Genomic DNA, 19,762 nt, shown 5'->3' on the forward strand with positions numbered 1-19,762 from the left:
CCCCTCCACGGATCGCCCCCGCCCGCCCCGGGGCCGGGTTCCACCGCCCAGGCTGGGGACATGCGATCGAGTGCGCGTCCCGTCCTGCTGTCCGTGGTGTGCGCGGCGGTGCTGGGCGGGACGGCGGTGTTCGGTGCCGCGCCGTCGACGGGAGCCGGGGTGTCGGTGGGCGCCGGGGCGTCGGTGGGCACTGCCACCGATTCGGGCCGGGTCGAGGCTCGCTGGATCTGGCCCACGGGATCGCGGGTGGTCGAGCGCGCCTGGGAAGCGCCGTCCTCGGACTACGCCGCCGGCCACCGGGGCCTCGACGTCCCGGCCGCCCTCGGCAGCACCGCCTCGGCGGTGGACGACGGCACCGTGGCGTTCGCCGGCGCGGTCGGTGGCCGCACCGTCGTGACGATCGACCACGGCGACGGACTGGTCAGCACGCTCGACTCGGTGACGCCCCTGGTCGCCGCCGGGGACGAGGTCGTGCAGGGCGCGCCGGTCGGCCGTGTCTCGGTCGGGCACTGTCCGGCGTCGGCGCCGTGCCTGCACCTCGGTGCTCGCGTCGACGGTCGTTACGTCGACCCGATGGCGTACCTGCCACCGGCCGAGTGGCCGGTCCTCCTGCCCGAGTCGGCCTGGCCCGGGTGAGTCGAGCCGACCGGAAACCGATCGGAAACTGACCGGGCACCGACCGGGACGCACGTCGGCCAGCCGTCAGGCGCGCGGGTGCGCCGTCCGGTAGACCTCGCGCAGCCGCGCCGACGACACGTGCGTGTAGATCTGCGTCGTGCCGAGGCTGGCGTGACCGAGGAGCTCCTGCACCGCGCGCAGGTCCGCTCCCCCGTCGAGCAGGTGCGTCGCCGCGGTGTGCCGGAAGGTGTGCGGCCCGCTCGGCCCCTCGCCCGGCAGGTCACCGAGCAACCGCGCCACCACGCGGTAGGCACTGCGGACGCCGAGTCGGGCGCCACGGTCGCCGAGGAACAGCGCCGTGCCTGCCGGTCCCTCCGACCGTGCGACGAGGGCGGGCCGTCCGCGCTCGAGCCACGCCTCGAGTGCGTCCCGCGCCGGAACCCCGAACGGCACCACGCGTTCCTTGCCGCCCTTGCCGAGCACCCGCACGGTCAAGCGTCCGCGATCGACGTCGGTCACGTCGATCCCGACGAGTTCGCTGACCCGGATCGCCGCCGCGTACAGGAGCTCGACGAGGGCCAGGTCCCGCAGCGCCGTCGGGTCGTCCGTCGCCGCCCGGGCACCGAGCCCGTCGAGCAGGACGCGCACCTGGTCGGCTGACACGACGCGGGGAAGGTGCGCCCCGCCCTTCGGTGCACGGAGCCGGACCCCGGCGTCGGTCGTGGTCACCCCGGTCTCGCTCGCCCACCGCGTGAACGCCCGCACGGACGAAGACCGCCGAGCGATCGTCGACCGAGCGAGCCCCCGGTGGTCGGCGTCCCACAGCCAGTCGCGCAGGAGCTCGAGCTCGACGTCGGCGACGCGGTCGACCCCTCGGGTGTCCGCGAACGCCACGAGCTGCTCGAGGTCGTTGGCGTACGCGCGCAGGGTCTGCTCGCTGAGGCCCCGCGCGTGCCGGGCGTGCCCGAGGAAGGCGTCCACCGCCACCACCAGTCGACCGTCCGTCCGCGCAACCACGACGTCAGCGTACGGCTGTCGACCGTCATGCCGGGCCCCACCCGCCGCCGCTCGCGACGACGAGTCCCTGCAGCTGCGCCAGGGCGAGCGCGTCGGCGACGTCGGCCGTCGACATGCCCGCCCGACGGGCGATCTCGGCTTCGGGCAGAGCGCGACGGCCGAGCGCGTCGAGCACCCGGAGCACCTCGGGATCCTGCCGACCGGACAGGAGCGGTTCGTCCGGCACCGCTCCCCCGCTCGTCCCGGTCGCCGGTCTCGCCGCCGCGACCGGATCGCCGGGGTGCACGACGATCTGCGCCCGTCCCTGTGCGATGAGCCGGTGGCACCCGACCGATGCCGAGGACGCGAACGCTCCCGGGACCGCGAACACCGGCCGGCCGAGCTGCGCTGCGTGGTGGGCGGTGTTGAGCGCCCCGGACCGGGCGCCCGCTTCGACCACGACCGTGACGTCGGCCAGCGCGGCGATCAGCCGGTTCCGCGCGAGGAAACGCCACCGCGTCGGTCGCGTCCCCGGTGCCGACTCAGCGAGCAGCGCCCCCTGCCGCGCCACGTTGTGGAGCAGCTGCGCGTTGCCCACCGGGTAGAGCTGGTCGATGCCACCCGCCAGGACGGCGACCGTAGGCGTCCCGGCGGCGACGGCGACACGGTGCGCCACCGCGTCGATGCCGTAGGCACCCCCGCTCACGATGAGGAATCCCGCGTCCGCCGCCGTCGAGGTGATCTCCGCGGCGGCCTCGGCACCGGCCACCGTGTTCGCCCGGGACCCCACGACCCCCAACGCCGGCATCCCCTCGCCGAGGCGTGCACCCGTGCTGCGCGTCCAGAGGACCACCGGGGCGTGCGGCCCGAGGTCGTCCATCGCGGGCGGCCACCCGTCGCTCTCGGGGACCAGCAGTCCGGCTCCGACCGCACCGGCCGCCGCGAGCACGTCGCCCACCTCGACAGCGGCCAATCGGGGCCGCCAGCGTTCCACCGCGGTCTGCAGCACGCCGAGCAGCACCGCTGGGTCCTCGGCACCCGGCACCTCGGCGTCGACACAGCATCCCAGCAACGAATCGAAGTCTCCGTCGGCGGCGAGCAGCACCGCACCGAGCGCACGCTCCGGTCCGAGGCCGTTGAGGAGCTCACCGGCGACGGAGTCCCCCGGTTCGACGATGGCCGACCACGCGACCCGTGCCGCGGCCTGCACCGGGTCCACCGCGGCACCGCTCCGTCCCAGCAGGCTCGCCACGGTGTCGAGGAGCTCCGTGCCCGCCGGCATCACAGCGCGCTCCGCAGGGCCAAGGCGCCGCGGACGTGCGCACCCGTGGGCCGCTCCACCGCGTCGAGGTCGGCGAGCGTCTGCGCCAGTCGCATCACACGGTCCCACCCGCGCATCGTCAGGGTCCCGAGGTCGAGTGCGCGGTCGAGGTCCGCCGTCGACCCGGGTTCGATGCGTCCCTCGGCTCGGAGCCACGTCCCGGTGACCTCGGCATTGCGCGTCCATCCTGTGCCGTGCAGTCGCTCCGCCATGCGGGCTCGTGCTGCCGCGACCGCCGCACGCGCGACCGCCGTCGTCGGGGTGCTGCCGTCCGCGTCCCGCATCCGACCCGTCGTCACCCGGGGCACCAGCACCCGGATGTCCATCCGGTCGAGCAGCGGCCCGGACATGCGGCCGAGGTACCGGCGGACGGTGCTCGGCGAGCACTCGCACGGCTGCCCGTGCGCACCACCGGCGTTGCCACACGGACAGGGGTTCGCCGCCAGGACGACCTGGCAGCGTGCGGGGAACTCGGCCGCTCCCGCCGCACGGTGGATCGTGATCCGCCCGGACTCGAGCGGTTGCCGGAGCGCGTCGAGCACGGCCCGCGGGAACTCCGGCGCCTCGTCGAGGAACAGGATGCCCCCGGTGGCGCGCGACACGGCTCCGGGGCGCAGGACCCCGGATCCGCCGCCGATGAGCGAGACCGCCGACGCGGAGTGGTGCGGGGCTTCCCACGGTGGCTTCGTGCTCCACGACGCGGGGCCCAGCCCGGCGACGGACCGGACGGCGGCGACCTCGAGCGCGGTCTCGTCGTCGAGGTCGGGCAGCAACCCGGGCAGCCGTTCGGCGAGCATGGTCTTGCCGGCGCCCGGCGGCCCGAGCAGCAGGGCATGGTGTCCACCGGCCGCCGCGGCGATGAGCGCTCGGACGCCGACCGGGTTCCCCACGACGTCCGACAGGTCGGCCACGGGACACGGCACGGCCGTGACCGGGACCGGCAGCACCGGGTCGACCTCGACCGTCGGCAGGAGTGCCCCGGCGTCGATCGCCGCCGCCCGCAACGAGTCCACGCCCCGGATCCGGACCCCGCCGACCACACGGGCCTCGGTCAGGTTGCCGACGGGCAACACGACGCGGTCCACACCGGCGTCGCGCGCGGCGATCAACATCGGGATCACGCCGGGGACCGGACGCACCCGCCCGTCGAGGCCGAGCTCGCCGATGTAGACGATGCGCTCCGAGACGTCCCGCGCGAGACCGGCACCGGCGAGCACGGCCATCGCGATGGCGAGGTCGAACCCCGAACCGCGTTTCGGGATCGCCGCCGGGGTCAGGTTCACGGTGATCCGGCGGGCGGGCAGCGGGCACCCCGCGTTCGCCGCCGCGGATCGCACACGTTCCCGTGCCTCACCCAGCGAGGTGTCGGGCAGACCGATGATGCTGAACGCCGGCAGCTGACTGGTCAGGTGCGCTTCGACCTCGATCCGCCGACCGGTGACCCCGAGCAGCGCGACCGCGGCAGCGCGACCGATGCCCGTCACAGCACACCAGCCAGGTGCTCGACGACCGTGCGGGGACCATCGACGTGGACCGCGACGACGTCCACCCGGACCGCGCGCGCCGAGACCTCGGGATGCGCGTCGAACCACTCGGGCACGAGTCGTCGCATCCGGGTGAGCTTCGCCGCCGTGATCGCCTCGAACGGGTGGCCGGTGGTGGCCCCGGAACGGGTCTTCACCTCGATGAAGGCGAGCGTGCAGGAATCCCACGCGACGATGTCGATCTCACCGCGGGCACATCGCCAGTTCCGCTCGAGCACGCGGAATCCCCGGGCTTCGAGCCAGGCCACCGCTCGTTCTTCACCGAATCGTCCGAGTCGGCCGTTCCGGAGCGACCGCCCCGGTGCTCGTTGCACGTCTTGTTCCATGTCGTTGCCTCCACGACAACGATCTCCGGAACGCACACACCGATCGGCGGAGCCGGAGAGTCTGTGGAATCGGTGCGGGCGAATTGCCCCTGTGGAGGAAAGAAGAAGGACCCGGGCGATCGAGATCACCCGGGTCCTGCTGCGACGAGCGTCAGTGCGCTGCTGCGTAGGCTTCCTGCACCTGCGTCGAGATGCGCCCGCGGGAGGAGACTTCGTACCCGTTCTCCTTGGCCCACTCGCGGATCTTGCCGAGTTCTTCGGAGTTGCCGCGCTTCGGGGCGGACTTCGGCGCGGAACCGCCGCCGGTGCGACGACCGGAGACCTTGCGCGCTGCGGCGATGTAGTCGGAGATCGCCTCGCGGAACTTGTCGACGTTGTCGTTCGACAGGTCGATCTCGTACGACGAGCCGTCGAACGCGAATTCGACCGTCCGGCCTTCACCGGTGGTGATGGGGGAATCGTCGAGGTCGTCGACGAGCTGGACGGTGACCTTCTGTGCCATGGGGTGCTCCTGTTCGTGGGGCGGTTATTTCCCCATCAGAATAGCGCGCACAATTCCCCGGCGGTCCGGATCAGCGGCGATTCACCGAGAAAGAAGCAGGAGAAAGGAAATTGACGATCACTCGTCCAGTGCGAGTTCCTTCGGCAGTTCGAGTTCGCGCGTCGTGAGTTCCTCGACATTCACGTCCTTGAACGTGAGTACCCGGACACCCTTCACGAACCGGTCGGAACGGTAGACGTCCCAGACCCAGACGTCGTTCATCGTCAGTTCGAAGTAGAAGTCGTGCTCCGTGTCACGGCGCACGAGTTCGACCTCGTTCGCCAGGTAGAAACGGCGCTCCGTCTCGACCACGTAGCGGAACTGCGACACCACGTCGCGGTACTCGCGGTACAGGGCCAGCTCGACCTCGCGGTCGTAGTCGTCGAATTCGTCCTCATCCATTGCGCCCACAGTCTACGGCGACAGAGGCCCGTGCGGACGACGGGCTCAACCGGCGAGGGCGTCGAGTTCGTCGAACCCGTCCAGCGCGACGCTCGAGGCCTGGTGCAACCAGGACTTCCGGTGCAGCGCGTGCGCCCCGATCGCCCGGATCGCGTCGTAGTGCGCCGTCGAGCCGTAGCCCTTGTTCGACACCCATCCGTAGCGCGGAGCCTCGTCGTGCGCGGAGATCATGAGCGCGTCACGAGCGACCTTCGCCACCACCGACGCCGCGGCCACCGAGGCGCAGTCGCGATCGGCCTTGACCCGGACGACGACCTCGAGCGGATCGGCGGCCGGACGGAGCGACGTGGGCAGGGCGCGGCTCAACCAGTCGAACGAGCCGTCGAGCACGACCACCGCGCCGTCGAGGGACACCCCGTCGGCTACCAGGGAGCCGAGCGCCTGCGCACCGGCTGCACCGAGAGCGGGCACGATGCCCTGCTGGTCGACGAAGTCCGCCGACGCCATGCCGACCGCCGTGCGCGCCCAGCGCTGCACGACGGGCACGAGGTCGGTGCGGCGCGCTTCGGAGAGCAGCTTCGAGTCCGCGAGTCCCTGGGGCACACGACCGATGTCGAGCGTCACCGCGGCCACACCGACGCCGACCGGACCGGCGATGGCGCCACGGCCGACCTCGTCCATGCCGATGACCGTCACGCGGCCCTCGGCGAGCAGACGTTTCTCGACCCGGAGCGACGGACGGACGGCGGTCACTCGTCGCGCTCCTCCACGCCGGCGAACACCTCGGGGTGGTCGTCGAGCCACGTCCAGCGGCTCGCCGGCCACGAGATGACGAACGCGCGGCCCGTGACGTCGGACATCGGGACGAAGCCCTTCGACGGGGTGTCGCCGTTGTACCGGGAGTCCTTCGAGTCGTTCCGGTTGTCGCCCATCACCCAGATGGTGCCCTTCGGCACGGTGACCGAGAAGTCGGTCGCCGAGGCCGGGGCGCCGGCGGGGAGCTTCAGGTACGGCTCCTTGATCGGCACACCGTTCACCGACATCTGCCCGAGGTCGTTGCAGCAGGACACCTTGTCACCGGGCAGACCGATGACGCGCTTGATCAGGTGGTCGTCGCTGTCACCGGTGCCGAGACCGACCTGGGTCAGCGCCCAGTCGATGGCCTTCGCGGGCTGGGTGTCCGGCGTGACGCTCGGCACCTCGGACCCGGTGAGCCAACCGCCCGGGTCCTTGAAGACGACGACGTCTCCCCGCTTCAGCGCCACGGCGCCGGGGACGAGCTCGTTGACGATGACGCGGTCGTTGATCTGGAGCGTGTTCTCCATCGACGCCGACGGGATGTAGAACGACCGGATCAGGAACGTCTTCACCAGGAACGACACGAGCAGTGCCGCGATGAAGATGATGACGAGGTCGCGGAGGAATGTGAGAACACCGTTCCGTTGCTTCTCGGCACGTGGCCTGCGCCCGGAATCCTCTGTCGTGTCCGTCATTTCCGCTCTCGTTCGAACCACTGACTCCCCGCAAATGGGAAGAGCCCCCCGTCGATGCACAACCGTACATGGACGAGGGGCTCGCAGCGGCGTCCGGCTCGCGGACGTTCACTGTGAAGGCGATCAGGCGTCGCGCTTCTCCTTGATCTTGCGGCGGGCCGCCTTGCCGCGGAGCTCGCGCAGGTAGTAGAGCTTCGCACGACGGACGTCACCCTTGGTGACGATCTCGATGTGGTCGATGATCGGCGAGTGCACCGGGAACCAGCGCTCGACGCCGACCTGGAAGCTCACCTTGCGGACCTTGAAGGTCTCGCCGATGCCGTGGCCCTGACGGCCGATGACGACTCCCTGGAAGACCTGGATACGCGAGCGCGTGCCTTCGATGATGTTGACGTGCACCTTGATGGTGTCGCCGGGACGGAAGTCCGGGACGTCGGTACGCAGCGATGCTGCGTCGACGTTGTCGAGGAGCTGGCTCATGGTGGGTTTCACTCTCTGCGGACGCGCACGGGTCGCCGCGGATCGAAGGTTCGGAAAGTGGTGGTGCGTGCCCGGTGTCGGCGACTCCCCCGTGGCAGAGTCCAGCCAGGGCACAGCGTTCAATACTGCCACAGAGAGCGCGGGAGACAAAACGACGAGGATGGACCCATGATCGAACTCCGCACCCCCGCCGAGCTGGACGGACTGCGCGTCGCCGGTCGGTTCGTGGCCGACGTCCTCGACGAGCTGCTCGAGACCGTCGACGTCGGCGTCAACCTGCTCGACCTCGACCGCGTCGCGGCCAGGATGATCGCCGAACGCGGCGCGGAGAGCTGCTACGTCGACTACCACCCGTCGTTCGGCATGTCGCCGTTCGGCAAGAACCTCTGCACGTCGGTGAACGACGCCGCCCTGCACGGCCTGCCGCACGACCGCACCCTGCAGGACGGCGACCTGGTGAGCCTGGACTTCGCCGCGAGCGTGGACGGCTGGGTCGCGGACTCCGCCGTCAGCGTCCAGGTCGGCACACCGCGCGACGAGGACCAGGCACTGATCGCCACGGTCGAACGGGCACTGGCCGCCGGCATCGCCCAGGCGGCTCCCGGCAACAAACTCGGCGACGTCTCGCACGCCATCGGTCACGTGGCGCACCAGGCCGGTCACGACGTGAACCTGCAGTTCGGCGGGCACGGCGTCGGTCGCACGATGCACGGGGACCCGCACGTGCCGAACGACGGCCGCCCGGGTCGCGGCCTGAAGCTCCGGCCGGGTCTGGTCGTCGCGATCGAGCCGTGGCTCATGCAGACCACCGACGAGCTCTACCAGGACGACGACGGCTGGACGCTGCGCAGCGTCGACGGCTCGCGTGCCGCGCACGTCGAGCACACGGTCGCGGTCACCGAGGCCGGCCCCGAGGTCCTGACCCTGCGTCGCGCCCAGCGCGACCAGTAGCGAGACTGGAGGCGCGGCACCAGCTGGCACCGCGCCTCCAGTCCGTCACGCGTCGTCCCCACCCCACGGAAGCGACAGATCTCGCGGCCCGAGGACCGTCACAACAGCGAAAGCGACAGATCTCCGCGGATGTTCCGCGGAGATCTGTCGCTTTCGCGAGACGGGTGACGCTACGCGTCGGGCAGCAGGTCCGGACGGACGCGCAGCGTCCGCTCCAGCTGCTGCTCGTGCCGCCAGGCACCGACGCGGGCGTGGTGCCCGCTGAGTAGGACGTCGGGGACGTCGAGGCCGCGCCACGACGCGGGCTTGGTGTACGAGGGGTACTCGAGCAGGCCGTCCTCGTGGGATTCCTCGACCAGCGACTCGGGGTTGCCGACGACGCCGGGGACGAGTCGTCCGACGGCCTCGATCATCGCCATCGCGGCGACCTCGCCGCCGTTCAGCACGTAGTCGCCGAGCGAGAGCTCGACGACGGTGGCGCGCGACGACGCCCACTCGAAGACGCGGGCGTCGATGCCCTCGTACCGCCCGCAGGCGAACACGAGGTGCTCCGACGTCGACGCGAGGGACCGCGCGATCGACTGCGTGAAGGGCGTGCCGGCCGGCGTCGGGACCACCAGGGTCGACGAGCCGTCGGGCCGGAAGAGTGCCTCGAGCGCCTGCGCCCACGGCTCCGGCTTCATCACCATGCCGGCGCCACCGCCGTACGGGGTGTCGTCGACGGTGCGGTGTCGGTCGGTGGTCCACGACCGCAGGTCGTGCACGTGCAGGTCGAGCAGACCGCCGGAGCGGGCCTTGCCCAGCAGGGACACGTCGAGCACGGAGAAGAACTCCGGGAAGATCGTGACGATGTCGATCCGCACGGGGACTAGTCCGTGACCGTCTCGGGGCGCGAGGTGTCCTCGGGGTCCTCGAACAGGCCCTGCGGCGGCGTGACCGTGACGGTGCCGGCCGCGATGTCGACCGCCGGCACGATGGCCGAGACGAACGGCACGAGGACCTCGCCGCGGGACGGCGTGTCGATCGCGAGCAGGTCCTGTGCGGGCATGTGGTCCACACGGGCGACGGTGCCGACCTCGACGCCGTCACGCAGGACCTTGAGCCCGACGAGCTGGTGGTCGTACCAGGCGTCGTCCTCACCGGTCTCTGCGTCGGCGTCCTGCTCGACCCAGAGGATGATGCGGGCCAGGGACTCGGCCGCGGTGCGGTCGTCGATCCCGGCGAAGAACGCGACGGGGTGACCGTTGTACCAGCGGAGTTCGTCCAGCTCGAGGGTCTTGCCCGACCACGGTGAGTCGTCAGGGACCTGGAGCGTGAAGGTGGCGCCCGGGGTGAACCGACGATCCGGGTCGTCGGTGTAGAGCTCGAGCTTGATGCCGCCCTTGAGCCCGTGCGCCTTCGTGATTCGACCCACCCGGAGCTGGGTCGTCTCCCTAGGAATCGGTGTCCACCACGTCGACCCGCACGCGCTTGCCGTCGGCCAGGGCCGTGACGAGCGTGCGGAGCGCCTTGGCGGTGCGCCCGGCGCGACCGATCACGCGGCCGAGGTCCTCGGGGTGAACGCGCACCTCGAGGACCTCGCCGCGTGGGGAGGTGGAGCTGGCGACGCGCACGTCGTCAGGGTGATCGACGATCCCCTTGACGAGGTGCGTCAGCGCGGATTCGAGCAAGGACTACGCCTCGGTCGTCTCGTCGGCGGTCTCGGCGTCGTCGGCCTTGGCGGCGGGAGCCGTCTTCTCCGACTTCGGCTTGAGCACGGCCTTCTTCGAGGAGTCGACCTGGAAGGCCGGCTTCGGCTCGGCGACCTTGACCTTGGACTCGGTGTCCTTCTCGCCCTTGAACTTGGCCCAGTCGCCGGTCAGCTTGAGGAGGGCCGCGACCTGCTCGGTCGGCTGCGCGCCGACGCCGAGCCAGTAGAGCGCTCGCTCGGACTCGATCTTGATGACCGAGGGCTCCTCGGTCGGGTGGTACTGACCGATCTCCTCGAGGACACGACCATCGCGCTTGGTGCGCGAGTCGGCGACGACGATGCGGTAGTAGGGCGCACGGATCTTACCGAGACGCTTCAGACGGATCTTGACAGCCACAATTGCTCCTGTTTGCTTTCGTTGTGGTTGAACTGGAACCGCGGGCGTGGGGGCACACACGGCGAAAGCTCGAGAGAGATCGCTCACAGCTGGATAGAGGGTCGAGCTGCGGCGATTCGACCGTTCATTCTTGCAGATTCCCGGCCGTGATGCGAGCCGACTCGCTACGGCGCGAGCCGCCGCACCGCTTCGAGGGCCTCGGACGTCGCCCGGACTGCGTCCACGCTCCGCGCGTCACGCGCGCCGCCGACGACGGCGTACGGCACGCCGGCGGCCTGGAGGCCCGTCACGAGTCCGTCAGGCGCGTCGCCCTCGGCGTCGGTCGCGCGCTCCTGCCCGGCGCAGACCACGACGGTGTCCGCCGGGACGCCGACCTCGTCCCCGTGCTCGTCGCGGATCCAGAGCACCCCGGGTTCGATGCGCAGGTACTCCTGCACGCCGCCGACCATCCGCACCCCGGCGTCCCGCAGCCGGCCGATCGCGACCCAGCGCGAGGTGATGCCGATCCCCTGGCCGAACTTGCCCGAACGCCGGAGCACCGTCACCTGCGACCCCGGTCGGGTGGTGCGCCGTGCCGCGGGGAGGCGCTGCGGCACGTCGCCGACGAGCTCCTCGGACACGTCGAGGTCCCAGCGGGCCGCGAACTCGGCGGCCCGGACGACCTCGTCGGGCGACTCGGTCAGGAACGCCGCGGTGTCCACGCCGATGCCGCCGCCGCCGATGATCGCGACGGTGCCCTCGGGTACGCCGTTCCGCAGGGCCTGCTCGTAGGACAGCACGTGCGGCAGGTCGCTGCCGGGGACGTCGATGCTCCGCGGGACGACCCCGGCCGCGAGCACGACGGCGTCGCTGTCGACGAGGTCCCGAGCCGTCGCCGGGCGTCCGAGGTGGAGCGTGGCGCCCCGCTCCGCGAGCTCGGCGCGGGCGGACCGCACCGTGGCGGCGTAGTCCTCCTTCCCCGGGACGAGTGCGGCGAGGCCGAACTGGCCGCCGAGGCGGTCGGAGGCCTCCCAGACGGTGACGTCGTGGCCCCGTCGGGCGGCGTCCACCGCGGCGGCGAGCCCGGCCGGTCCGCCACCGACGACGTCGACGCGCTTCGGGTCGGTGGTCGGGCGGGCGGGGAAGGCCACCTCGCGGGCGGCACGGGGGTTCACCAGGCACGACACCGGTGCGCCGATGATCGAGCGGTCGAGGCACGCCTGGTTGCAGCCGATGCAGGTGTTCACCAGGGCGAACCCGCCCGCGAGCGAGCGCGACACGATGGCGGGGTCGGCGAGGAACGGCCGGGCGAGGGCGACGGCGTCGATGGTCCCGTCGGCGAGGACGGTCTCACCGTCGCGCAGGTCCGTCATCCGGTTCGAGGCGATCACGCGGACGTCCGGGTACGGGGACGCGCGCACCACCGCGGCGATCCGTGTCGCGTACGCCAGCCAGGCCCCGTGCGGCACCGAGGCCTGCACGGTCGGGGTGCGGGACTCGTGCCAGCCGATGCCGACCGAGATGCCGTCGAGTCCGAGCGGCAGCAGGTCGTGCACGAGCGCGTCGACCTCGTCCTCGGTCGACGAGCCGGGCATCAGGTCGGCGCCGGACAGCCGGATCGTCACGGCGAGCTCGGGCACCGCGGCGCGCACGGCCCGGACGACCTCGATCGCGAAGCGCCGACGCCGTTCCGCATCGCCGCCCCACTCGTCGTCGCGCAGGTTCGTCAGCGGTGACTGGAACTGGTTGATCAGGTACCCCTCGGACGCCATGATCTCGACGCCGTCGAACCCGATCGCGCGGGCGGTGCGGGCCGCGGCGGCGAAGTCCTCGATCGTCCGCTCGACCTCGGCCGACGTCAGCTCGGTCGGCACCACACCGCGGGCGGCCGCCCACGGCAGGGCCGAGGGCGCCACCACCCGCTGCGGGTCTCCGTGCCGGTCGACCATGCCCGACGCGAGCGCGTACCGCCCGGCGTGGAACAGCTGCGCGAGGATCGTCCCGCCCTCGTCGTGCACGGCGTCGACCGCCACCCGGAACCGCTCGTCGGCTCCCCCGACGCCGAACACCGCGAAGTCCGGACCGCCACGGGCCTCGTCGTTCACCGCGATGCCGCCGGTGATGATGCACGCCGCCCCGCCGGCCGCCCGTTCGCGGTAGAAGGCGGCCATGCCGGCTCCGCCGTCGTCGTGCACCTCGAGCCCGGTGTGCATCGACCCCATCACCACCCGGTTCGCCAGGTGCAGGGGGCCGAGGGTCCAGGGTGACGCGACCGTCCGGAGGGACTCCGGCACGACGGGGGCGGAAGCGACGCTGCTCATGCGCCTATTCTGCGGTGTCCGCGGCCGGAGCGTCGGCCGGCAGCACCGCGTCGCGGAGGGGCGACGTCGTGTCCGACCAGTACGGCGGGGCGATGACCGTCAGCCCGCCGTCGACCGAGAGCACCTGCCCGGTGATGTACCCGGCCTTGTCCGACAGCAGGAAGTCGACGGCGTCGGCCATGTCATCGGCCGTCCCAGGGCGCTGCAGCGGGAGCTTCTCGAGCACGGTGTCCATCGGCGCCTGGCCGGGGACCTTCGTGTAGAAGTACTCGAGCGAGTCGGTGTCGATGAGGCCGCCGTTCACCGCGTTGACCGTGATCTGACGCGGACCGAACTCCACCGCCATGTACTTCATGTACGCCTCGCTCATCGCCTTCGCGGCACCCAGTGCGGCGTAGGTCGGGAATGCCCGGAGTGATCCGTACGAGGTCACGACGACGATGCGGCCACCCCGGTCCATGAGTTCCGCGGCGCGCTGGGCGCCGAGCACGAACGAGCGGGCGTTCGTGGCGTAGCTGCGGTCGAGGTGGTGCAGCTTGAGGTCGGCGACGGGCTTGAACGCGCTGGCGGCGGCGTTCGCGACGAACATGTCGAGGCGTCCGTAGGTGTCGCGCACCAGGTCGAACAGGGCGTCGATCGACTCCGGCTGCTCGATGTCGACCTGCGCCGTGATGCCGTCGCCGCCGGCCGCCTTGACGTCGGCCAGGGACTCCTCGGCCAGGTCGGCGTTGCCCTTGTACGTCACCACGACGGTGACGCCGCGCTGGCCGAGCTTCTGCGCGAGCAGGCGGCCGATGCCGCGCGAAGCGCCGGTGATCAGTGCGATGGGCGAGCTGAGCGCGATGGGTGCGTTGGTGCTGTCGGTCACTGCGGTCCTTTGCGTGCGTGGGGACGGACGGGAGGCGCGGGGCGGGCCCGCCACGGGCCTCCAGTCCGGTGGTTGGTTGCGGTCTAGAACCCGGCCTTGCCGGTCACGACGGCGCGGCCGACGATCAGCTTCTGGATCTCGTTGGTGCCCTCTTCGAAGCGCTGCGCGCGTGCGTCGCGGTAGACGCGCTCGATGGCGTTGCGCTTCCAGTAGCCCTGCCCGCCGTGCACCTGCAGGGCCTTGTCGGTGACGCGCGCGAGCATGTCGACGGCGACCATCTTCGAGGCACTGGACAGGGTGCCGGCGTCGGGGCGGTCGTCCTCGTAGGCGCGAGCGGCCTCGAGCACCAGGGCGCGTGCTGCGGCGATGTCGGCGTAGTTCTCGGCCAGGTAGAACTGGATCGCCTGGCGGCTGGAGAGCTGCTTGCCGAACGTCTCACGCTTGTTCGCGTACTCGACGGCGAGCTCGTTCGCCCGCTCCGCGAGCCCGACGGCGCTCATCGCGACGGACACCCGGCTCGGCAGCAGGAAGCCGCCGAGCGCGACCTCGAGACCCTGGCCCTCGGCGCCGAGCAGTGCACTCGCCGGCACGGGCACGTTGGTGAAGCGCAGGATCGCGTGGTCGGTGCCACGGATGCCCATGGTGTCGGAGTCGTCGATCACCTCGGCACCCGGCAGCCCGTTGTTCGGCATGAGGAACGCGACCGTGCCGTCCTGGCCGCTCGTCCCCTCGAGGCGGGCGGCGATGAGCCAGTAGTCGGCCTTGACGCCGAAGGTGATGAGGTGCTTCTCGCCGTTCATCACGTAGGTGTCGCCCTCGCGCCGGACGGTCGTGCGGATGTCCGCTCCGGTGCCCGCGGTGGCCTCGGTCAGGGTGAACGCGACGAGCGTGTCACCGGCGACGGACGGCTTGACGACCTGCTCGATCTGCTCCGGCGTCGCGTAGGGGGCCATCGCGCGCCAGGTGCCGTTGATGACGTGCACGAGCATGCGGATGGAGGCGTGCGAGCGGGAGACGACCTCCATGATCTCGAGGTAGCGCGAGAACGGGATCGCCCGTCCGCCGAGCTCCGTCGGGGCGGCGAGGCTGAGCCACCCGTTCTCCTTGAGCTCCTGGAACAGCTCGGGGGCGACCCGGCCCGTGCGCTCGATCTCGTCCGCCCACTCCTCGCCGGGGCCGCGCACCCACTCGGTGACCTCGGCCTTGAGCTGCTGGAAGGCGGCTTCGTCGAAGCCCGTGCTCGTCTGCTCGACGATCGTCATCGTGTCTCGTTCTCCTTCGTCGCGACGAGCGCGGCCGCCTGCTCGCGCAGGATGTTCTTCTGGACCTTGCCGACCGCGTTGCGCGGCAGCTCGGTGGTGTACTCGAGTCGCTCCGGCCAGTAGTACTTGCTCACGCCGGCCGTGTCGAGGTACTGCTGCATCCCGGCGAAGTCGAGCGGCTCGTCCGCGCGGGCGTTCACGACCCAGGCGCAGGCACGCTCGCCGAGCCGCTCGTCCGGCATCGCCACGATCGCGACGTCCGTGACCAGCGGGTGCTGGTACAGCAGGTTCTCGATCTCGACGACGGGGATCTTCTCGCCGCCGCGGTTGATCACGTCCTTCACGCGCCCGGTGATCGACAGGAAGCCCTTCTCGTCGACCTTCGCCAGGTCGCCGGTCCGGTACCAGCCGTCCGCGGTGAACACGTCGTCGGTCAGGTCCGGGCGGTCGAGGTAGCCCGCGAACATCGTCGACGAGTGCAGCTCGAAGTTGCCCTCGGTCCCGGCGGGCAGCTCGATCCCCGCGTCGTCGACGATGCGGATCGCGATGCCCGGCAGCGCCCGGCCGTCGTGGCCGTAGGCGTCGGCGGGGTCGTCGCTCGGGCTGGACAGGGCCCCGAGACACGTCTCGCTCGTCCCGAAGGCGCCGAGGATGGCACTGCCGAGCACCGTGCTCGCTCGCTGGGCCAGTGCGCGGGGCACCGCGGCGCCCGTCGGCACGAAGATCCGGAGCGACTCGGGCTGCGGAGCACCGGCCTCGACCAGGTCGACGAGGTCGGTCAGGAACGGCGTCGCGCACTGCACGAAGGACGCCCGGGCGACGCCGAACGCCTGCTCGAGTGCGACGCGGCCGTCCCACACCGGCTGGATGACCTGCGGGGCACCGAGCCGGAACGCCAGCAGCATGCCGTACAGGAACCCGGTCTGGTGCGCGAGCGGCGACGGGATGTAGATGCGGTCGGCGCTGGTCAGCCCGGACTGCGCCACGTGCATGGCGGTCGCGAGCCCGAGCGTGCGGTGCGGGTGCTGCACGCCCTTCGGCTCCCCCGTGGTGCCGGAGGTGAAGAGCAGCTGGCAGACGTCGTCCGGCCCGGGAGCGTGCGACGCGATCTCGTCGACGTCGACGTGCACGGCGGCGAGGGCGTTCTCGAAGTAGCGCCAGTGCCAGTCGCTCGCCACGACCCGTTCCAGGGCGTCGGCGGGCAGCGGCGGCTGGTTCGTCGGGGTGTCCCCCTGCCCGCGGGCCTCGGCGCGGAGCACGATGACGTGCTCGAGCGACAGGCGGCGGTCCTGCGCGGCGGCCTCATCGATGACGTCGAGGAGTTCGAGCGCTGGGCGGCGCTTCCGGAACACGTTCGGCAGGAAGACCACGCGGGCCTTCGAACGCGCCAGCGTCATCGTGGTCTCCCGGGGGCCGAACACCGGCATGATCGGGGTCGCGACGGCGCCGATCTGGATCGCACCGAGGGTGATCGACACGAACTCGCGCCAGTTCGGCAGCTGCATCGCGACGGATTCACCCGTGCGCACGCCGAGTTCGAGCAGCAAGGCGGAGACCCGGTCGGCCTCGTCCTGCAGCTCCTTCCACGTGGTGTTCGCGGGCGTCGCACCGCCGACCTCGATCACTGCGAGGCCGTCGGGGTCGGTCTGGGCCAGGGCACGGACCCGCTCGCTCAGGACGAGGGGGTCGGCGTCGACGCCGGCGAGCTCGGGCACGGCGACGGCGGGCTGCGGGGCGGCGGGCTGCGCGGCGGCGGGCTGCGCGACCGGCTGGTCGGCGGGCTCGGGTGCCGCCGACGTCTCGAGGTCCTCGGCTGCCGCGCTGACCGGGGGCGCGCCCAGGTGCGTGCGGACCCCGTCGGCCTCGGCGGCGTCGATCCGGTCGTCCCGCGCGACCTGGGCTGCGAGCCGGTCACCGACGGACATGTCGAGCCCGACGGAGTTCATCGCCTCGAGGAACGTCGGGTAGGAGATCCGGTAGGCACGGGGGTAGGTCAGGCCGGACACCCCGTCGGCACCCGAGGCCGCGACCGCGAGCGACATCAGCACGCGGTGGTCGTTGAACGAGGACATCGGCGCTCCGTGCAACCCGGCCGCGCCGACGCCGGTGACCCGCAGCTCGTCCGCACCCTGCTCGGCACGGCCGCCCATGCGGTTGAGCTGGAGCATCGCCGCCACGCGGTCGGACTCCTTCAGCCGGATGTGCGCCACGTTCCACAGTCGGCTCGTGCCCTCGGCGAAGGTGGCCATCGTCGACAGCACGGGCAGCAGGTCCGGGATCGGACGGCAGTCGACGTCGAGCGGCCGGAGCGGCGACCCGTCGTGCTCGATCCGGACGAAGCCGGTCTCCTCGTCGATCCGCATCGGCACGCCCATCGCGGTCGCGAGGTCGAGGAACTCGCTCTCCGGGTGGTCGGTCTCGGCCGTCGTCGTGGCCGTCATGCCCCGCAGCAGCACGTTCGACTCGCGGGTCCCGGCCGCCGCGATGCCGAACGCTGCGGAGCCGATGTCGGGCGGGATGACGTAGTCGTGCGGGGTGGCCTGCTGGCCCGCCGGGATCCGGTACTCGAGCCAGTCGTCGGAGACCTCGACCGTCAGGCCGAACTGCCGCATCATCCGCACGGTGAGCTCGACGTAGGGCTGCTCGTTGAGCCGCCCGCCGGTGATGTGGATCCGGGTCTCGTGCTCGGCGAACGGTGCCACGAGCAGCAGCCCGGACACCCACTGCGACAGGGTGCCGGCGATCGTCACGTCACCGCCGCGCGGACGCTTCGGCTGCACGGTGACGGGCGGGCAGTCGTTCGTCGCCTCGAGCTCCACCCCCATCTGCGTCAGCGAGGTGAGGAGCGCCTTGAGCGGGCGGCGCTGGAAGTACTTCATGCCCGACAGGGTCATCGGGCGGTCGGCCAGCGAGGCGAGCCCGGTCATGAAGTAGAGCGTGGTGCCCGAGGACCCCATGTTGAGCAGTCCGTCGGCACCGCGCGAACCGTGGTCGACGACGTCGGTCGCCTGGTACCGGCCGCCCAGTCCGGTCACGTGGTAGGCGTCCCCACGACGCTTGACGTCGACGCCGAGCGCGCGGAGCGTGCCCACGGTCCACTCCACCTGTCGCGTCGCGCTCACCCCGGAGACGACACTCGTCCCCTTCGCGAGCGACGCGAGCACCAGCGCGCGGTGCGCGTGGTACTTCGAGACCGGGATGTCGAGTTCTCCGACGAGCGGGGCGTTCGTCCCGCGCACCACCAACTGCATGCGTACCTCTTCCCTGTAGGAACATTTCAACGGTACGCCCACAGTGGAACTAGTTGCAGGACGATCCGCACGATCGGGACAACGCTTCGTTGTGCGTGTCCGACAAGGACCCGGGCAGGATGGACGGCATGGACATCCGCTTCACCGAGTCCCGCCCGTCGACCATCGGCGTCGAGTGGGAACTCCCCCTGGTCGACCGGTCGACCGGCGACCTCGCTCCCCGCGCCCCCGCCGTCATCGCCGCCGTGCACGAGCGGCTCGGCGACCACGACCGCGTCACCGAGGAGCTGCTGACCAACACGGTCGAGGTCGTCTCGAGCGTCCACGACCGCGTGGGGGCTGCGACCAGCGAGCTGTCCGGCATCATCGGCGAGGTCATCGACGCCGCCGAACCGCTCGACGCCCAGGTGATGTGTTCGGGCACGCACCCGTTCGCGGTGTGGGACCAGCAGGAGATCACCCCGGACAGCGAGCACTACACGACCCTCATCGACCGCACCCGCTGGTGGGGACGCCAGATGCTCATCTGGGGCGTGCACGTGCACGTCGGCATCGACGACCGCGACAAGGCCGTCCCGATCATGAACGCGATGCTCGCCTACGTCCCGCACCTGCAGGCGTTCACCGCGTCGAGCCCGTTCTGGGGCGGCACCGACACCGGGTACGCCTCGAACCGCGCCCTCATGTTCCAGCAGCTCCCGACCGGCGGGCTCCCGCCGCAGCTCGGCGCCTGGGCGAACTTCGAAGAGGTCGTCGGCGACCTCACGCACACCGGCGTCATCGACGGCGTGAAGGACCTGCGCTGGGACATCCGTCCGTCGCCGGGCTGGGGCACCCTCGAGAACCGGGTCTCCGACGGCATCTCGACCCTGCACGAGGTCGGCGCCGTCACCGCGCTCGTGCAGTGCCTGGTCACCGCCTGCTCGGTCCGGCTCGACGCCGGCGAGACCCTGCCCACCATGCAGCCGTGGTTCATCCGCGAGAACAAGTGGCGCGCGGCCCGCTACGGCATGGAGGCCGAGATCATCACGAACGTCGCCGGCGACGAGCGGCTCGTGACCGACGAGGTGCACGACCTGGTGCAGCGGCTCGACCCGATCGCCGAACGGCTCGGCTGCCAGGACGAACTGCACCACCTCGACACGATGATCGAGCGCGGCGCCTCGTACCAGCGGCAGCTGCAGGTCGCGCAGGAGAACGGCGGCGACCTGCGCGAGGTCGTCCGCCACCTCGTGACGGAGTTCCGCGAAGCGCTCTAGCCGCAACCGACCCGAATCGGGCGTACCTGGTCGAATCGGGCGTACCTGGTCGTTCCTCCCGAC

General features: G+C 71.4%; 20 protein-coding genes. 3 read left to right on the forward strand and 17 right to left on the reverse strand.

Translation table 11 applies throughout. The features are described 5' to 3' along the window. Positions 1–60: 60 nt before the first annotated feature. Complete coding sequence (locus tag DEJ01_RS14090; RefSeq protein WP_111093366.1) at positions 61–636, forward strand: murein hydrolase activator EnvC; 576 nt, start codon at positions 61–63, stop codon at positions 634–636. A gap of 66 nt (positions 637–702) precedes the next feature. Here the strand turns inward: DEJ01_RS14090 and DEJ01_RS14095 are convergent, their stop codons facing one another. The 9 genes from DEJ01_RS14095 to rplS all read right to left on the reverse strand — a co-directional run bounded on the left by DEJ01_RS14095 (position 703) and on the right by rplS (position 7,721). Beyond that, entirely contained in the window at positions 703–1,635 is a 933-nt protein-coding gene (locus DEJ01_RS14095) for a tyrosine recombinase XerC (protein ID WP_084741415.1), read from the reverse strand. Positions 1,636–1,660: 25 nt separating this feature from the next. Further along, positions 1,661–2,896 (reverse strand): DNA-processing protein DprA, encoded by a 1,236-nt coding sequence (gene dprA, locus DEJ01_RS14100; RefSeq protein ID WP_111093367.1) that lies wholly within the window; start codon positions 2,894–2,896, stop codon positions 1,661–1,663. After that, complete coding sequence (locus tag DEJ01_RS14105) at positions 2,896–4,419, reverse strand: YifB family Mg chelatase-like AAA ATPase (RefSeq protein WP_111093368.1); 1,524 nt, start codon at positions 4,417–4,419, stop codon at positions 2,896–2,898. The genes dprA and DEJ01_RS14105 overlap by 1 nt, the downstream gene beginning before the upstream one ends. Further along, complete coding sequence (locus tag DEJ01_RS14110; RefSeq protein ID WP_258373788.1) at positions 4,416–4,793, reverse strand: YraN family protein; 378 nt, start codon at positions 4,791–4,793, stop codon at positions 4,416–4,418. Before DEJ01_RS14110 ends, DEJ01_RS14105 begins: the two co-directional genes overlap by 4 nt. 163 nt (positions 4,794–4,956) lie before the next feature. After that, positions 4,957–5,307 carry an Lsr2 family protein gene (locus DEJ01_RS14115; protein WP_017888250.1) on the reverse strand — a complete coding sequence of 117 codons (351 nt, stop codon included), beginning with the start codon at positions 5,305–5,307 and terminating at the stop codon, positions 4,957–4,959. 117 nt (positions 5,308–5,424) lie between these two features. Then, positions 5,425–5,748: a DUF2469 family protein gene (locus DEJ01_RS14120; protein ID WP_017888251.1), complete on the reverse strand. Its 324-nt coding sequence runs from the start codon at positions 5,746–5,748 to the stop codon at positions 5,425–5,427. A gap of 45 nt (positions 5,749–5,793) precedes the next feature. Further along, a complete protein-coding gene (locus DEJ01_RS14125) occupies positions 5,794–6,501 on the reverse strand; it encodes a ribonuclease HII (RefSeq protein WP_111093369.1) in 708 nt (235 codons plus the stop codon). Continuing rightward, entirely contained in the window at positions 6,498–7,241 is a 744-nt protein-coding gene (lepB, locus tag DEJ01_RS14130) for a signal peptidase I (protein ID WP_027465880.1), read from the reverse strand. Before lepB ends, DEJ01_RS14125 begins: the two co-directional genes overlap by 4 nt. A 123-nt stretch (positions 7,242–7,364) precedes the next feature. Beyond that, a complete protein-coding gene (rplS, locus tag DEJ01_RS14135; RefSeq protein ID WP_017888254.1) occupies positions 7,365–7,721 on the reverse strand; it encodes a 50S ribosomal protein L19 in 357 nt (118 codons plus the stop codon). Positions 7,722–7,889: 168 nt separating this feature from the next. Here rplS and map point away from each other — a divergent pair, with 168 nt between their 5' ends. Then, on the forward strand, positions 7,890–8,672 hold the full coding sequence (gene map, locus DEJ01_RS14140; protein ID WP_110863976.1) for a type I methionyl aminopeptidase: 783 nt from the start codon (positions 7,890–7,892) through the stop codon (positions 8,670–8,672). Positions 8,673–8,842: 170 nt separating this feature from the next. Here map and trmD read toward each other — a convergent pair whose 3' ends face one another. The 8 genes from trmD to aroA all read right to left on the reverse strand — a co-directional run bounded on the left by trmD (position 8,843) and on the right by aroA (position 18,440). Further along, positions 8,843–9,535 (reverse strand): tRNA (guanosine(37)-N1)-methyltransferase TrmD, encoded by a 693-nt coding sequence (gene trmD, locus DEJ01_RS14145; RefSeq protein ID WP_111093370.1) that lies wholly within the window; start codon positions 9,533–9,535, stop codon positions 8,843–8,845. A gap of 5 nt (positions 9,536–9,540) precedes the next feature. Then, on the reverse strand, positions 9,541–10,086 hold the full coding sequence (gene rimM, locus DEJ01_RS14150) for a ribosome maturation factor RimM (RefSeq protein ID WP_171907871.1): 546 nt from the start codon (positions 10,084–10,086) through the stop codon (positions 9,541–9,543). 19 nt (positions 10,087–10,105) lie between these two features. After that, positions 10,106–10,342: an RNA-binding protein gene (locus DEJ01_RS14155; protein WP_017888258.1), complete on the reverse strand. Its 237-nt coding sequence runs from the start codon at positions 10,340–10,342 to the stop codon at positions 10,106–10,108. 3 nt (positions 10,343–10,345) lie between these two features. Next, a complete protein-coding gene (gene rpsP / locus DEJ01_RS14160) occupies positions 10,346–10,759 on the reverse strand; it encodes a 30S ribosomal protein S16 (RefSeq protein WP_027465884.1) in 414 nt (137 codons plus the stop codon). Between the two features lie 164 nt (positions 10,760–10,923). Next, positions 10,924–13,059, reverse strand: coding sequence for an FAD-dependent oxidoreductase (locus DEJ01_RS14165; protein WP_111093371.1), 2,136 nt, complete (start codon positions 13,057–13,059; stop codon positions 10,924–10,926). 4 nt (positions 13,060–13,063) lie between these two features. After that, entirely contained in the window at positions 13,064–13,927 is an 864-nt protein-coding gene (locus DEJ01_RS14170) for an SDR family oxidoreductase (protein WP_111023972.1), read from the reverse strand. Between the two features lie 83 nt (positions 13,928–14,010). Beyond that, a complete protein-coding gene (locus DEJ01_RS14175; RefSeq protein ID WP_111093372.1) occupies positions 14,011–15,189 on the reverse strand; it encodes an acyl-CoA dehydrogenase family protein in 1,179 nt (392 codons plus the stop codon). Further along, positions 15,186–18,440 carry a 3-phosphoshikimate 1-carboxyvinyltransferase gene (aroA, locus tag DEJ01_RS14180; protein WP_111093373.1) on the reverse strand — a complete coding sequence of 1,085 codons (3,255 nt, stop codon included), beginning with the start codon at positions 18,438–18,440 and terminating at the stop codon, positions 15,186–15,188. Before aroA ends, DEJ01_RS14175 begins: the two co-directional genes overlap by 4 nt. Positions 18,441–18,559: 119 nt before the next feature. On the opposite strand from aroA, the gene DEJ01_RS14185 reads away from it, so the two are divergent. Next, positions 18,560–19,699 (forward strand): glutamate--cysteine ligase, encoded by a 1,140-nt coding sequence (locus DEJ01_RS14185; protein ID WP_181438464.1) that lies wholly within the window; start codon positions 18,560–18,562, stop codon positions 19,697–19,699. The last annotated feature ends 63 nt before the right edge of the window (positions 19,700–19,762 follow it).

Origin of the sequence: Curtobacterium sp. MCLR17_040, assembly GCF_003234735.1 — a bacterium.
Taxonomy (GTDB): domain Bacteria; phylum Actinomycetota; class Actinomycetes; order Actinomycetales; family Microbacteriaceae; genus Curtobacterium; species Curtobacterium flaccumfaciens.

Bases quoted from the DNA above. Each gene is read 5' to 3' on its own strand.
- DEJ01_RS14090 (WP_111093366.1), top strand. From the start codon at position 61: ATGCGATCGAGTGCGCGTCCCGTCCTGCTGTCCGTGGTGTGCGCGGCG.
- dprA (WP_111093367.1), bottom strand. From the start codon at position 2,896: ATGCCGGCGGGCACGGAGCTCCTCGACACCGTGGCGAGCCTGCTGGGA.
- DEJ01_RS14115 (WP_017888250.1), bottom strand. From the start codon at position 5,307: ATGGCACAGAAGGTCACCGTCCAGCTCGTCGACGACCTCGACGATTCC.
- DEJ01_RS14120 (WP_017888251.1), bottom strand. From the start codon at position 5,748: ATGGATGAGGACGAATTCGACGACTACGACCGCGAGGTCGAGCTGGCC.
- lepB (WP_027465880.1), bottom strand. From the start codon at position 7,241: ATGACGGACACGACAGAGGATTCCGGGCGCAGGCCACGTGCCGAGAAG.
- rplS (WP_017888254.1), bottom strand. From the start codon at position 7,721: ATGAGCCAGCTCCTCGACAACGTCGACGCAGCATCGCTGCGTACCGAC.
- map (WP_110863976.1), top strand. From the start codon at position 7,890: ATGATCGAACTCCGCACCCCCGCCGAGCTGGACGGACTGCGCGTCGCC.
- DEJ01_RS14165 (WP_111093371.1), bottom strand. From the start codon at position 13,059: ATGAGCAGCGTCGCTTCCGCCCCCGTCGTGCCGGAGTCCCTCCGGACG.
- DEJ01_RS14175 (WP_111093372.1), bottom strand. From the start codon at position 15,189: ATGACGATCGTCGAGCAGACGAGCACGGGCTTCGACGAAGCCGCCTTC.
- aroA (WP_111093373.1), bottom strand. From the start codon at position 18,440: ATGCAGTTGGTGGTGCGCGGGACGAACGCCCCGCTCGTCGGAGAACTC.
- DEJ01_RS14185 (WP_181438464.1), top strand. From the start codon at position 18,560: ATGGACGGCATGGACATCCGCTTCACCGAGTCCCGCCCGTCGACCATC.